This window comes from Streptomyces sp. BR123 (assembly GCF_013401435.1).
GTDB lineage: Bacteria > Actinomycetota > Actinomycetes > Streptomycetales > Streptomycetaceae > Streptomyces.
Map to the genome: position 1 here is coordinate 1 of NZ_JACBGN010000200.1, position 13,573 is coordinate 13,573.

Below are 13,573 nucleotides of genomic sequence, written 5' to 3' on the forward strand. Positions count from 1 at the left end.
GTCCCCGCCCTTGCGCCCGTCCTCGCGCCGGCCCTGGCCCTTGCCCTCGCGCTCGCCGGGGCGGCGGCCTTCGCAGGACCCGCCCGCGCCGACACGGTCACCCCCGACTCGGCCCCCGCCCTCCGCTTCGTCAGCCACAACATCTGCGGCAACATGTGCGGCGCCGACCCGTACGACAACGAGCGGCGGATCGACAGCGTCGTCACCCAGGCCGCTGCCGCCACCTGGAACGCCGACCAGGTCTTCCTCCAGGAGGTCTGCCGTCCCCAGTACGACGAGATCCTGCGCCGCCTCGCCCCGCTCGGATTCCACGGCTCCTACGGCGCCACCCTCGCGGGCAGGGCGTCCGTCTGCGGCGGGGCCGACTACGGCAACGCGGTCCTGGTGAAGGGGCCCGTCACGGACAGCGCGGAACTGGACCTCACCGTCGGCGGGGAGACCGAGCCCATCACGGTGCCGTGCGTGCGGACCCTGCTCCAGGGCCGGACCAGCTGGGCCTGCTCCGTCCACCTGTACTGGGACGACGGCACGCTCGCCGTTCCGGAGGCGGAGGAGCTGGCCTCCCGGGCCGAGGCCTGGACAGCCCAGGGCCTTCCCGTGGTGCTCGGCGGGGACTTCAACCACTCGCCCCGCACCCCCACTCTCACGCCCTTCTACGCCCCGTCGGCCGGGGAGAGCGGGCGGGGCGTCTTCGTCGAGGCGGACGAGACGGACAGCGACTTCTTCGACCCCGCCGCCTGCACGGCGGGGACGGATCCGCTCTGCCGCTCCGGCGAGCCCACCTGGAACGAGAAGAAGATCGACTACATCTTCTTCTCCGCCTGCCACTTCACGTCCCCCCGGGGCGACGCCCTGCCGCTCGACCCCTCGGTCTCCGACCACCGGATGCTGCGCGGCGCCGCCGCCCGGTCGGTCGGCTGCGGCCCCCTCGACGGCTCCTCCGCCCTCCTGCCGCGCGGCCTGCCGTCCCCGGGGCCTAGGCCACCGCGGCCGAGGTCACGGCGGTCCGCACGGGGTACGTCCGGACCGATACCTCCTCCTCGTCCAGGCAGCGGCCCGTCGCCAGGTCGAAGCGCTGCTTGAGCAGCGGCGAGGCCACGAAGGGCTTGCCCTCCACGCAGCCCACCAGCCCCCGCGACAGGACCGCCGCGCCCGTGAAGGGGTCCCGGTTGTCGATGGCGTACGTCCATCCCGAGCGGCCGAGGAACACCGCGGCCTGGCTCCCGTCGGGCAGCAGCACCGCCACCCCCCGCCCCGGGATCATGTCGGACAGCTCGCACACCGTCAGCCAGCCCTCGTCCACCTGCAGTTCCACGGTCATCGGGTGCCTCCCACGGCTTCCAGCGGCTGCCGGCCGGTCAGGATCGCCAGGTCGGGCTTGACCTGGTCGCGTTCGGGCACGAACCGGACCGTCGGGTCCGGGGCCCCGGGCGCGTTGACGAAGGAGACGAACCGGCGCAGCCGTTCCGGGTCCTCCAAGGTCTCGGCCCATTCGTCGCGGTAGTTCGCGACGTGGTCCGCCATCAGCGACTCCAGCTCCTCGCACAGCCCGAGGGAGTCGTGCACGACGACGTCCCGCAGGTGGTCCAGGCCGCCCTCCAGCCGGTCCAGCCAGGTGGAGGTCCGCTCCAGCCGGTCCGCGGTGCGGATGTAGAACATGAGGAACCGGTCGATGAGCCGGACCAGTTCGGCGTCGGACAGGTCCTGGGCGAGGAGGTCGGCGTGGCGCGGGGCGGCCCCGCCGTTCCCGCCGACGTACAGGTTCCAGCCGTTCGCGGTCGCGATCACGCCGAAGTCCTTGCTCTGCGCCTCCGCGCACTCGCGGGTGCAGCCGGAGACCGCCGACTTGAGCTTGTGCGGGGCGCGCAGCCCCCGGTAGCGCAGCTCCAGTTCGATGGCCATCCGCACGCTGTCCTGGACCCCGTAGCGGCACCAGGTCTGCCCCACGCAGGACTTCACGGTCCGCAGCGCCTTGCCGTAGGCGTGCCCGGACTCGAAGCCGGCGTCGACGAGCCGGGCCCAGATCCGCGGGAGCTGGTCCACGCTCGCCCCGAAGAGGTCGATGCGCTGCCCGCCCGTGATCTTGGTGTAGAGGCCGAAGTCGCGGGCGACCTCGCCGATCACGATGAGCTTGTCCGGCGTGATCTCACCGCCGGGGATGCGCGGGACGACCGAGTACGAGCCGTTGCGCTGGAGGTTCGCGAGGAAGTGGTCGTTGGTGTCCTGCAGGGAGGCCTGCTCCCCGTCGAGGACGTAGCCGCTCGCGCCGAGGGTGGGGGCGAGCGAGGCGATGATCGAGCCGACGGCCGGCTTGCAGACCTCGCAGCCGTCGCCGCCGCGGGCCGCCTCCCGGCCGTGGCCGTCGAGGAGCTGCTGGTACGAGGTCAGCCGCCGGGTGCGGACGATCTCGTACAGCTCGGCGCGGGTGAAGGGGAAGCAGCCGCACAGTCCCTTGTCGGCGGGGGCGGGCAGCAGCTGCTCGATCACCTTGACGCAGCCGCCGCAGCCGGTGCCCGCCTTGGTGCACTTCTTGACCTCGGGCAGGGTCGTGCAGGCGGTGATCGCCTTCTTGGTGACGTTGTGGCAGGAGCAGATGACCGCCGTGTCGGGGAGCGAGGACGGGCCGAGCTGCGCGGCGGGGGACAGCCCCGCGGGCAGCACCAGCTGGTCCGGGCTGACGGGCGGGACGCTGCCGGTGAGCGGGCGCAGCAGCCCGTACGCGTCGGCGTCGCCGACCAGGACCCCGCCGAGCAGTACCCCGTCGGGGGAGACCACCAGCTTCTTGTAGACGCCCGAGCGGGAGTCGGAGTAGACGACGTCGAGGCTGTCCTCGGTGGTGCCGTGGGCGTCGCCGAAGGAGGCCACGTCCACGCCGAGCAGCTTCAGCTTGGTGGACAGGTCCGCCCCGGTGAACTCCTTCTCCCGGCCCAGCAGGTCCTCGGCGGCGGTCTCTGCCATCTCGTAGCCGGGGGCGACCAGGCCGTACACCCGGCCGTCGGCGGCCAGGGCGCACTCGCCGACGGCGTAGACGCGCGGGTCGGAGGTGCGGCAGCGGGAGTCGACGGCGATGCCGCCGCGCTCGCCGACCGTCAGGCCCGCGTCGCGGGCGAGCTGGTCTCGGGGACGGACGCCGGCGGAGAAGACGACGAGTCCGGTGTCGACGGTGGAACCGTCGGAGAGCAGCATTCCGCTGACGCGGCCGTCCTCGCCGGTGAGGATCTCCTGGGTGCCCACGCCGGTGTGGACGGTCAGGCCCATGCGCTCGATGGTGCGCAGCAGGGCCGCGCCGCCGCCCTCGTCGACCTGTACGGGCATCAGGCGCGGCGCGAACTCCACGATGCGGGTCGGGAGGCCGAGCCCCTGGAGGGCGCCGGCGGCCTCAAGACCGAGCAGGCCGCCGCCGACGACGGCCCCGGAGGTGCAGGCCGCGGCGTACTCCTCGATGGCGAGGAGGTCCTCGACGGTGCGGTACACGAAGCAGCCGGGGGCGTCCTTGCCGGGCACGGGCGGCACGAAGGGGTAGCTGCCGGTCGCCAGGACGAGGACGTCGTACGGGAACACCCGCCCGGAGCGGGAGGTGACCGTACGGGCCTCGCGGTCGATGCTCTCGGCGGGGTCGCCGAGGTGCAGCTCGATCCCGTGCTGCTCCATGAAGCCGGCAGGGGTGAGGGAGAGGTCCTCGGGGCTGCTGCCGGAGAAGTACGAGGTGAGGTGCACGCGGTCATAGGCGGGCCGGGGCTCCTCGCACAGCACGGTGATCCGGTGCGTGGCGGCGGCCCCGCGCTCGGCGAGTGCCTCCAGGTAGTGCTGGCCGACCATGCCGTGGCCGATGAGCACGATGGCGGGGGTGGGCGTGGATGCGGCCATGATCAGGAGCCTCCGTCGTCGGTGAGCAGGTGGAACAGGTCGGTCAGGACTTCCTCGTCCTCCCAGCTGCGGGCGAGGGCGCCGACGCTGGAGAGTTCGCCGAGGAGGACACCGCCGACGAGGCGGTCGCCGCGGACGACGACCTTCCGGTAGGTCCGGCGGGTGGCGTCCGAGAGGCGGACCACGTCGTCGCCGGGGAGCGGGGTGGTCTCGCCGAAGGCGGCGAGGTCGAGCGGGCCGGTGCCGCCGGCCGCGAGGGTCAGGCGGGTCAGGGCGCGGGTTCCGGTGTAGCCGGGCGCCGGGGCGGCGGCTTCGCCGCCGGTCGGAGCGCCGGCCGGGAGAGCGCCGGCCGGGTGGGCGGCGGCCGGGTGGGCGGCGGTCAGCAGGGCGGCGAGGAAGTCGGCCTGCTCCAGCGCGGCGCCGGCCAGGCCGTACACACGGCCGGCGTGCTCGGCGCAGTCGCCGATGGCATGGATGCGCGGGTCGTCGGTCCGCAGCCGGTCGTCCACCACGATGCCGGTGCGGACGGTGAGCCCGGCGGCGCGGGCCAGGCCGGTGCGCGGGCGGACGCCGCAGGCCAGGACGACGAGGTCGGCGTCGAGGCGGTAGCCGTCGGCGAGCTCGACGCCGGTGACCCGGCGGCTGGTGCCGGTGCCTTTGCCGAAACCCGTGCGGGTGCGGGTGCCTGTGCCGGTCCCCGTGCGGGTGCCTGTGCCCGGGGAGGTGCTCAGCCCGCGGACTCGGCACTCCGTGTGGATCTCGATGCCGAGCGCGGTCAGATGGGCGTGCAGCAGCGCCGAGGCCTCCGCGTCGAGCTGGCGCTCCATCAGCCGCTCGCCCTGCTGGGCCAGGACGACCTGCGCGCCCCGCTCGGCCAGCGCGCGGGCCGCGGAGACGCCGAGCAGGCCGCCGCCGATCACCACCGCGCGCACGCCCGGCCCGGCGGCCACCGCCGCCGACAGGGCCAGGCAGTCGTCCATGGTCCGGAACGCGTGGACCCCGTCCGGGAGTTCCCGGTCCCCCGGGGAGGCGGCCCCGGCGAGGCCCTTGGGCTCGAAGAGCCCGCGCAGCGGCGGCAGCACGGCATTGGAACCCGTGGCCAGGACCAGGGCGTCGTACGGCTCCGTGCTGCCGTCGTCGCAGTGCACCGTCCGGGCGGCCCGGTCGATCCGGACCGCCCGCACCCCCCGCCGCAGCGGCGGGCCGGGATCCGGAAGGGCGGCGACCTCCGGCGCGTACCGGCCGGCGAGGATCTCGGCGAGCAGCACCCGGTTGTACGGGACGTGCGACTCCTCGCCGAGGACGGTGACCCGCACGGCCGGGCCCGCACCCAGCCGCTGCGCGAGCCTGAGGCCCGCGAGGCCGCCGCCGATCACCACCACACGCTGCTGCTCCGAGGTCATGGCACGAGCGTGCGGGGAGGCTGTTTCCCCTCGGCATCGCGCTTGTTACCCGAACGGAACGCCCACCTCAGCGCGGCGGCCGGGGGCCGGTGAGGCCGCCCGGTCCCCGCTCCGGCCCCGGCCCCGGTCCCGGTCCCGGTGCCGGCTCCGGACTGTCAGTGCGTCCCCGTCAGGTGGGCGAAGACGACCACGTTGCCCCGGTATCCGGTCCTCGGCGAGAAGCTGCCGCCGCAGGTGATCACCCGGAGCTCGGCGCGCGGCGACGGCCCGTACACGCGCGTGTCCGGGAAGCGCCGCGCGTCGTACACCTCGACCGCGTGCACGGTGAACAACGCCGTGCGTCCGTCCGCGCGCCGCACCTCGATCGCCGCCCCGCGGCGCAGCGCGCCCAGCCGGAAGAAGACCGCCGGCCCGGAGGCGTGGTCGACGTGGCCGACGACGAGGGCCGTGCCCACCGCTCCCGGGGCGGTGCCGTCCCGGTACCAGCCCGCCAGGTCGCGGCGGGCCGGCGGGGGCACGTCGAGGCTTCCGTCGCGGGCCAGGCCGAGCCCGGTCAGGGGGGCGTCCACCCGGATGGACGGGATCCGGATCCGGGTCGGCGGGGATCCGGTGGGGAGCGGGTCGATGCTGTCCGGATAGCGGGCGTGCCCGGTGCCGCTCAGGGCCTCGGCGGGGGAGGGCAGCGGGGGCCCGACCGGCTCGCCGGAGCCGGTGCCGACGAGCCAGATGCCGATGCAGGCGGTGAGCGCGACGAGCCCGCCGCGGCCGGCCTGGCTGGCGCCCATGCGGTGCCCCCTTGGTGTACTGCGCCGCCGTGTACGGCGTGCTCTGCGTGTGACAGGCCGTCGCCCGGCCCCGCGAACGGGGGGACCTCGCGGGGCGGGCGACGGGGGGCGGTACCGGTCGGACCGCGGCCGTGGCCGCGGTGGGCGCCCGTCAGCTCCGCGTGCCGCTCGCCCGGCGACGCAGGAGCCAGGTACCGCCGACGGCGGCCGCGGCCAGTACTGCCGCTCCCGCCGTGATCCGGACGGGGCTCGCGGTGGTGGTCGTCCCACCGCCCACCCCGGTGCGCACGGGGCCCTGCGGGCCGCGTGCGGTGACGACCAGGTCCCCGGTGGCGTACTTTCCGTCGGCGCAGGTCGCGCCGATGCTGTACGTGCCAGGGCGGGTGTCGCGGGCGACCCGGAACTGCCCGACGGCCACCTCCTTGTGGGTGCCCGGCAGCAGCCGGAAGCGGCCGCCGCCGACCATGCTGGCGTCGCCGTCGGCGCGCCCGCCCGCTCCGCAGGCCGTGGTGTTCGCGGTGACCGTGGCCCCGGGGGCGGCCGACGTGGGCCACACCTCCAGCACGGCGAAGTCGCCGGGGGCGGAGCCGGTCCTGCCCGGGTCCGCGGCGGCGGCCCGGCCCGCGGCCCCACCCGCGACCGCACCGGCGGCCGGGCCGGCGAAGGCGGCGGCGGTCAGCGCGGTGACGGTGAGCAGATGGGCGGTGCGACGGCGCATTGCGGCTCCTGGAGACACGGGGTCGTGGAGACACGAGGTCGTGTTCCCGTGGTAACCCCTCCCGGCGCCCCCCACCTGCTGATGCCATGTCAGGCGGAGGGGTGCGGCCGGTGTTCCTGCAGGTCACGGCGGTGGATTCAGCCGTTCGGGTGATTCGGCCCGCCCGGGTGACCGGGCGCGGCACCGCACCAGGGGCCGGGTCGCAGACCGTGCCGCAGCGGTGCGTACGGTGGAGGGCCCGGGGAGGCCCGGGACAGGGTCCAGGACCGGGAGAGGGAGGGCACGGTGACACCAGCGACCGGCGGAGGTGGCGGCCGGTGACCGCCGAGCTGCCCTTCTTCGTGTACGGGACCCTGCGGCCCGGCGAGGTCAACCACGCCCAGTTCCTGCGCGGCCGCACCTCGGCCGAGGAGCCCGCCCGGCTCCCCGGCGCGCTCCTGTACGACGGCCCCGGCTACCCGTACGCCGTCCGGCGGACGGGTTCGGAGGTCGTGGGCGAGCTGATCACCGCGGCGCCGGGCGCGTACGGGCCGCTGCTGGCCGAACTGGACCGGCTGGAGGAGTACCACGGCCCCGGACTGCCGGTGAACCTGTACGACCGGGTCCGGTGCGACGCCGTCCGCTCCGACGGCACCAGCACCGCCGCGTGGGTCTACCTGGCGGCCCCGCCGCTGGCCCGCAGGCTGCGCGAGTCGGGCAGGGAGATACCCGGCGGCGACTGGCTCGGCCGCCGGTAGCCCGGCATCGGCCCCCTGCCGCCCCGGTGGCCGCCGTCGACCGCGCCGAGCGCTCCGCCCCTCCGACCGCTGCCGCCCCCTCCGACCGCTGCCGATCGCTCTGGGGACCGCTCTGGCTGCTGCCGACCGCTGCTCCGATCAGATCCGGGCCGCGGGGGCTACAGCCCTTCGGCGCCGCGGTTGCGCAGCCGCTGCCCGTACTGCTGGAGGACCCACAGCTCCTCCTGGACCGCCGCCAGCTGCTCCGGCGGCGCCTGCGACCCCAGCCGGGCCATGGTGCCGGTGATCTCGTGGACCCGGCGGTCGACCGCGCGCAGCCGGACCTGGACCAGCTGGACCCCGGCGTAGCCCTCGTCGACCGTCCGGGAGCGGATGGCCTCCACCGCCAGCTCGGTGACCAGTGCGCGCACGGTGTCGTTCGGCGCCGCGTCGCGGACCCGGGCCAGGTAGTCGCTGCCGCCGGGCGAGACGCCGCCCGCGTCCAGGATGGCCTGGCGGACCGCCGCGTACGGCGGGGCGGTGAACTCGTCCACCCCGTACGCGTCGAACGCCGGGGAGACCAGCTCGGGCCGCTGCAGGGCCAGCTTGAGCAGTTCGCGCTCCGTCACGTGGACCGGGTTGCGCAGGTTGAGCGCGGGACCGCCCGCGGGCGCGGCGGGCGCCGGCAGGGCCTCGTACGAGCGGCCCGGAGCGGCGGCCGGCGGCCGGTCCCTGTCCCCGGGGCCGGGCCTGCCGCCGCGCTCGCGCGCCCAGCGGGCCAGCTGCGCGACCCGCTTGACCACGAACTGCTCGTCGCGGATGCCGAGCATGCCCGCCAGCTGGACCGCCGACTCGTGCTGGATCGCGATGTTCTTGATGCCGGCGACGACCGGAGCGGCCTCGTCGAGCGCGGCCGCCCGGCCCGCCGGGTTCTCCAGGTTGTGCCGGGCCACGATGTGCCGCAGCGCGAACTCGAACAGCGGAGTACGCGACTCCACCAGGGTGGACACGGCCTCGTCGCCCTGGGCCAGTCGCAGGTCGCAGGGGTCCATGCCACCCGGGGTGATGGCGATCGACGTCTCGGCGGCGAACTTCTGGTCGTCCTCGAAGGCGCGCAGCGCGGCCTTCTGCCCGGCGGCGTCACCGTCGAAGGTGAAGATCACTTCGGCGGTGGCGTTGTCCATCAGCAGCCGGCGCAGGATCTTGACGTGCTCGCCGCCGAAGGCGGTGCCGCAGGTCGCGATCGCCGTGGTGACCCCGGCCAGATGGCAGGCCATCACGTCGGTGTAGCCCTCGACGACGACTGCCCGCGAGGTCCGCGCGATCTCCTTCTTCGCCAGGTCGATGCCGTAGAGAACCTGGGACTTCTTGTAGATCGCCGTCTCGGGCGTGTTCAGGTACTTCGGGCCGTTGTCGTCCTCGCGCAGCTTGCGCGCGCCGAAGCCGACCACCTCGCCGCTGATGTCGCGGATCGGCCACATGAGCCGGCCTCGGAAGCGGTCGATGGGCTTGCCGCTGCGGCTGTCCTGGGACAGGCCCGAGGTGATCAGTTCCCGGTCGGTGAAGCCCTTGCCCCGCAGGAAGCGGGTCAGGTGGTCCCAGCCTGCCGGGCTGTAGCCGACGCTGAAGTACGCGGCCGCGGCCTGGTCGAAACCCCGCTCGGCCAGGAACCTGCGGGCGATCTCCGCCTCGGGGCCGTTCAGCTGGTCGATGTAGAACCGGGCGGCGGCCTTGTGCGCCTCGACCAGCCGGATCCGCTCGCCGCGGCCGCTGGTGCCCGCGGTGTAGCCGCCCTCCTCGTAGCGCAGGGTGATGCCCGCCTGGGCGGCCAGCCGCTCGACCGCCTCCGAGAAGGACAGGTGGTCGATCTTCATGATGAAGTCGAGGGTGTCCCCGCCCGCCTGGCAGCCGAAGCAGTGGTAGAGGCCCTTGCTCGGGCTTACCTGGAAGGACGGGGACTTCTCGTCGTGGAAGGGGCACAGGCCCTTGAGGTTGCCGCCGCCGGCGTTGCGCAGCTGCAGGTAGTCGGAGACCACGGCGTCGATCGGGACCGCGTCCCGTACCGCCTTCACGTCGTCGTCGTTGATCCGTCCTGCCACCCGTGAAGTCTAAGGCCGGACGCGGGAAAACCCTCAGGCGCCCCGGCCCGCCACCAGCGAGCTCAGCGGAACCGACGGGTCCGCCAGGGCCTCGCGGTCGACCTGCTCCTGCGACCTGATCAGGGCCTGGATGTCGTCCGTGACGTCCCACACATTCACGTTCATGCCGGCCAGCACCCGCCCGTCCGACAGCCAGAAGGCGATGAACTCCCGCTTGGCCGCGTCACCGCGGATCAGGACCTGGTCGTAGCCGCCCGCCGGGGCGTATCCCGAGTACTCCAGGCCCACGTCGTACTGGTCCGAGAAGAAGTACGGAACCCGGTCGTAGCTGGTCTCCTGCCCGAGCATGGACCGCGCGGCGGCCGGTCCGCCGTTGAGCGCGTTCGCCCAGTGCTCGACGCGCAGCCGGGTCCCCAGCAGCGGGTGGTGGGCGGCGGCCACGTCCCCGACCGCGTAGATGTCCGGGTCGGAGGTGCGCAGCGAGGCGTCCACGGCGATCCCGCCGCCGTGCTCCCGGTCGACCAGGGCCAGTCCGGAGGTCTCGGCCAATGCCGTCCGCGGGGCCGCGCCGATCGCGGCGAGCACCGCGTGCGCCGGGAGTTCCTCGCCGGTGTCCGTGCGGGCGGCGAGCACCATGCCGTCGTGCCCGATGATCTCCGTGAGGCGCGTCTCGAAGTGGAAGCGGACCCCGTGCTCGGCGTGCAGGTCCGCGAAGAGCCGGCCGATCTCCGGGCCGAGCACCCCGTGCAGCGGGGTGGCCAGCGGCTCGACCACGGTGACCTCGGCCCCGTACCCGCGGGCCGCGGCGGCGACCTCCAGGCCGATCCAGCCGGCGCCCGCGATCAGCAGGTGCCCGTTGTCCCGGCCGAGGCCGGCCAGGACGGCCCGGAGCCGCTCGGCGTGCGCGAGCCGGCGCAGGTGGTGCACCCCGGCCAGGCCGGTGCCCGGGATGTTCATACGGCGCGGCTCGGCCCCCGTGGCCAGCAGCAGCTTGTCGTAGTGGAGGGCGGTGCCGTCACCGAGGACGACCTTCTTCGCCTCCCGGTCCAGGTGCACGGCGGGCTGGCCGAGGTGCAGCTCGATGTCGGCGCGGGCGTACCAGGACGCCTCGTGGACGAAGACGCTGTCGCGATCCTCCTTTCCCTGGAGGTAGCCCTTGGACAGCGGGGGCCGTTCGTACGGGTGGTCGCGCTCGTCTCCGATCAGGATCACCCGCCCCGTGAACCCCTCGGACCTCAGCGTCTCCGCCGCCTTGGCCCCGGCCAGTCCTGCGCCGACGATGACGAACGTCCGGTGTGCGTCGACCACCTGATGCCTCCTCATAACCTCACCGCCACTTGCGACCACATGCGAGCGTCCCGCACCGAGCCTGCCGCGTGAAGGGGGAGTGGCCCGATCGGATCACCCTTCGGTGCGGCGGGTGCGGCGGGTGAGCCGGGCATGCAGGGAGCGCGCCGATGCGTCCGTCAGGCACGCGATCTGGTCGATGACAGCGCGTTTGCGGGCCTTGTCGTCCGGGGCCGCATCGAAGACCGCACGGAACTGCGGGTCCAGGCCCTCGGGCGCGCGGGCGAGCAGCGCCTCGGCGAGTTCGGCCAGGACGATGCGCTGGTCGGCGCGGAGACGTTCCTGCTCGTCGCGCTGCATCACGTACAGGTCGGCGACCGATTTGAGGACCGCGCACTCGTTGCGCGTCTCGCGCGGGACGACCAGCTCGGCGGCGTACCGGGTCAGCCGGCCGGAGCCGTACGCCTCGCGCGTGGCGCCCTCCGCGGCCAGGCAGAACCGGCCGATCAGCTGACTGGTGGCGTCCTTCAGGCGGGCCTGGGCGACGGCCGAGCCGTCGTAGCCGTGCGGCCACCACTCCTGCTCCATCAGCCGGTCGAGGGCCTCGCGCAGTTCCTCCGGGTCGGTGCCGGCGGGGACGTACCTGCCGATCGCGACCTGCTGGATCGCTGCGCGCTCGGGCTCGGCGAACAGGAGGTTGGGGTCGATGTGCCCGGCGTGCAGGCCGTCCTCGAAGTCGTGGACGGAGTAGGCGACGTCATCCGACCAGTCCATGACCTGCGCCTCGAAGCACTTGCGGCCGGCGGGCGCGCCGCGCCGCAGCCATGCGAAGACGGGCAGGTCGTCCTCGTACGCGCCGAACTTGACCGAGCCGGGGTCGGTGGGGTGGCCGCCGCGGGCCCACGGGTACTTGGTGGCGGCGTCCAGGCAGGCGCGGGTGAGGTTGAGGCCGACGCTGACGGGCGCGCCGGTCGCCGGGTCGGCCGTGAACCGCTTCGGCTCCAGGCGGGTCAGCAGGCGCAGCGACTGGGCGTTGCCCTCGAAGCCGCCGCAGTCCTTGGCGAACTCGTTCAGTGCCTCCTCGCCGTTGTGTCCGAAGGGAGGGTGGCCCATGTCGTGCGAGAGGCAGGCCGCTTCGACCAGGTCGGGGTCGCAGCCGAGGGCCGCGCCGAGCTCGCGGCCGACCTGGGCGCATTCCAGCGAGTGCGTCAGCCGGGTACGGGGGCTGGCGTCCCAGTCGTACGAGCGGCTGCCCGGAGTGACGACCTGGGTCTTCCCGGCCAGGCGGCGCAGCGCGGCCGAGTGCAGCACACGGGCGCGGTCGCGCTGGAAGGCCGTCCGGCCGGGGCGTTTGTCGGGCTCGGGGGCCCAGCGCTCGGTGTCGGCAGGGGAGTAGGGGCCACCGGAGCCGGCGGCTCCGGAGCCTGCGGAGCCTGCGGCGCCGGCGGGCTCGTGGGGACGGACGGGTGCGGTGCCTGCCATGCCTTCCATGGTCCGACGGTAACCGCAGACACCGACAATCCGAGGAATCCGGACCCGCGCGCTCCTCAGGCGGTGGCGAGTTCCAGCGGGGTCCCGGCCCGCGGGGCGGCCAGCGCCTGCTCGTAGCGCCGCAGGACGAGGCGGGCCAGCGCCGGGTGGTCGCCGAGCGGGGCGGCCGCCGGGCCGGTCGCAGCCGCGGCGCACTGTGCGGCGAAGCGGCCGGGGGCGGTGAAGTACGAGGCCACGGCGACCCGGCGGTGGCCGCGGGCGCCCAGGGCCCGGACCGCGTCGGGCACGGCGGGCGCCGCGGCGGAGGCGTAGGCCGGGACGACGGCCGTCCCGCCGAGGCGCTCGGAGAGCAGGGCGGCGGTGCGCCGGGTGTCGTCCTCCGCGTCGGGGTCGCGCGAGCCGGCGGCGGCGAGCACGACGGCGGTGTGGGTGTCCGGGCTCCAGCCGGCCTCCAGGAGGCGCTCGCAGAGGGCCTCGACCAGCAGCGGGTGCGGGCCGAGCGGTGCGGCGACGCGGGCGTCGGCGTGCCGGGCAGCGGCCGCGGGGAGATCCCGCTTGACGTGGTACCCGCGGCCGAGGAGCAGGGGGACGAGCACGGCCGGGCCGGGGGTGCGCCGCAGGGTGTCGGCGAGCAGCGGTCGGTTCAGCTCGATGTGGCCGAGCCGGACGTCGAGGCGGGGGCGGAGTTCGCGGATGCGTTCGAGCAGGGCCTGAACGGCGGGGAGGGCGCGCGGGTCGCGACTGCCGTGGGCGACGGCGACGAGGGTGGGCTGCATGCGTGGACTCCGTGGGACCGGGCCCCCGGCGGGCGCAGTCCGCGCAGCTGCGTGCCGAGTTGGGCGGTGATCCGGGTCAGCAGCTCAGCGGCCGTGGCGGCGGGAAGCGGGAGGGAAGGGGACTCGGGAGGGTGCACCGGCTCCGTCATGAACCGATCCTGCGGGGTGCAGGTTGCAGGGGCGTTGCGCCCGGATGACGGGTGTTTGCAGGGTGCTCACTCGGTCGTTCGTACGGGTGAAAGAGAGGGAGGAGGGAACTCGGGCCGCGCGATTGATCGTCAATGTGTGCGAACGGTGTGCGGAGGGCGCAGGGCAGCGGGGGGATCGGACATGAAGACCACGAGGGTCACCGGGATCACCGGGATCACGGAGAAGACGAGGACGGGGACGAGGACGAGGACGGGGACGGGGACGGCGGGGGTGCGGGACCG

Annotated in this window: 11 protein-coding genes; 2 read left to right on the forward strand and 9 right to left on the reverse strand. The window is 74.5% G+C overall.

What is annotated here, in order from left to right; all coding sequences use genetic code 11:
* Positions 1 to 1,083: endonuclease/exonuclease/phosphatase family protein (locus HYE82_RS25640; protein WP_256987668.1), on the forward strand; the 1,083-nt coding region annotated here is incomplete at its 5' end.
* On the opposite strand, the gene nirD is transcribed toward HYE82_RS25640, so the two are convergent.
* The 5 genes from nirD to HYE82_RS25665 form a co-directional block, all read right to left on the reverse strand.
* Positions 977 to 1,321: a nitrite reductase small subunit NirD gene (nirD, locus tag HYE82_RS25645; protein WP_179176519.1), complete on the reverse strand. Its 345-nt coding sequence runs from the start codon at positions 1,319 to 1,321 to the stop codon at positions 977 to 979. The two genes, HYE82_RS25640 and nirD, sit on opposite strands and share 107 nt — an antisense overlap.
* Entirely contained in the window at positions 1,318 to 3,867 is a 2,550-nt protein-coding gene (nirB, locus tag HYE82_RS25650) for a nitrite reductase large subunit NirB (RefSeq protein WP_179176520.1), read from the reverse strand. The genes nirD and nirB overlap by 4 nt, the downstream gene beginning before the upstream one ends.
* Positions 3,868 to 3,869: 2 nt before the next feature.
* Positions 3,870 to 5,270 (reverse strand): NAD(P)/FAD-dependent oxidoreductase, encoded by a 1,401-nt coding sequence (locus HYE82_RS25655; RefSeq protein ID WP_179176521.1) that lies wholly within the window; start codon positions 5,268 to 5,270, stop codon positions 3,870 to 3,872.
* 155 nt (positions 5,271 to 5,425) lie between these two features.
* Positions 5,426 to 6,055 (reverse strand): class F sortase, encoded by a 630-nt coding sequence (locus HYE82_RS25660; RefSeq protein ID WP_179176522.1) that lies wholly within the window; start codon positions 6,053 to 6,055, stop codon positions 5,426 to 5,428.
* 151 nt (positions 6,056 to 6,206) lie between these two features.
* Positions 6,207 to 6,773: a hypothetical protein gene (locus tag HYE82_RS25665; protein ID WP_256987669.1), complete on the reverse strand. Its 567-nt coding sequence runs from the start codon at positions 6,771 to 6,773 to the stop codon at positions 6,207 to 6,209.
* A 317-nt stretch (positions 6,774 to 7,090) separates the two neighbouring features.
* Between HYE82_RS25665 and HYE82_RS25670 the strand changes: the two genes are divergently transcribed.
* Positions 7,091 to 7,510, forward strand: a complete 420-nt coding sequence (locus HYE82_RS25670; RefSeq protein ID WP_179176523.1) for a gamma-glutamylcyclotransferase family protein — start codon at positions 7,091 to 7,093, stop codon at positions 7,508 to 7,510.
* Between the two features lie 158 nt (positions 7,511 to 7,668).
* Here HYE82_RS25670 and dnaG read toward each other — a convergent pair whose 3' ends face one another.
* From dnaG to HYE82_RS25690, 4 genes are all read right to left on the reverse strand, one after another.
* Positions 7,669 to 9,588, reverse strand: coding sequence for a DNA primase (gene dnaG / locus HYE82_RS25675; protein WP_179176524.1), 1,920 nt, complete (start codon positions 9,586 to 9,588; stop codon positions 7,669 to 7,671).
* Between the two features lie 33 nt (positions 9,589 to 9,621).
* Positions 9,622 to 10,896, reverse strand: a complete 1,275-nt coding sequence (locus HYE82_RS25680; protein WP_179176525.1) for an FAD-dependent oxidoreductase — start codon at positions 10,894 to 10,896, stop codon at positions 9,622 to 9,624.
* 93 nt (positions 10,897 to 10,989) lie between these two features.
* Positions 10,990 to 12,366 carry a deoxyguanosinetriphosphate triphosphohydrolase gene (locus HYE82_RS25685; RefSeq protein ID WP_179176526.1) on the reverse strand — a complete coding sequence of 459 codons (1,377 nt, stop codon included), beginning with the start codon at positions 12,364 to 12,366 and terminating at the stop codon, positions 10,990 to 10,992.
* Positions 12,367 to 12,422: 56 nt separating this feature from the next.
* Entirely contained in the window at positions 12,423 to 13,142 is a 720-nt protein-coding gene (locus HYE82_RS25690) for a sirohydrochlorin chelatase (RefSeq protein WP_179176527.1), read from the reverse strand.
* Positions 13,143 to 13,573 lie beyond the last annotated feature (431 nt).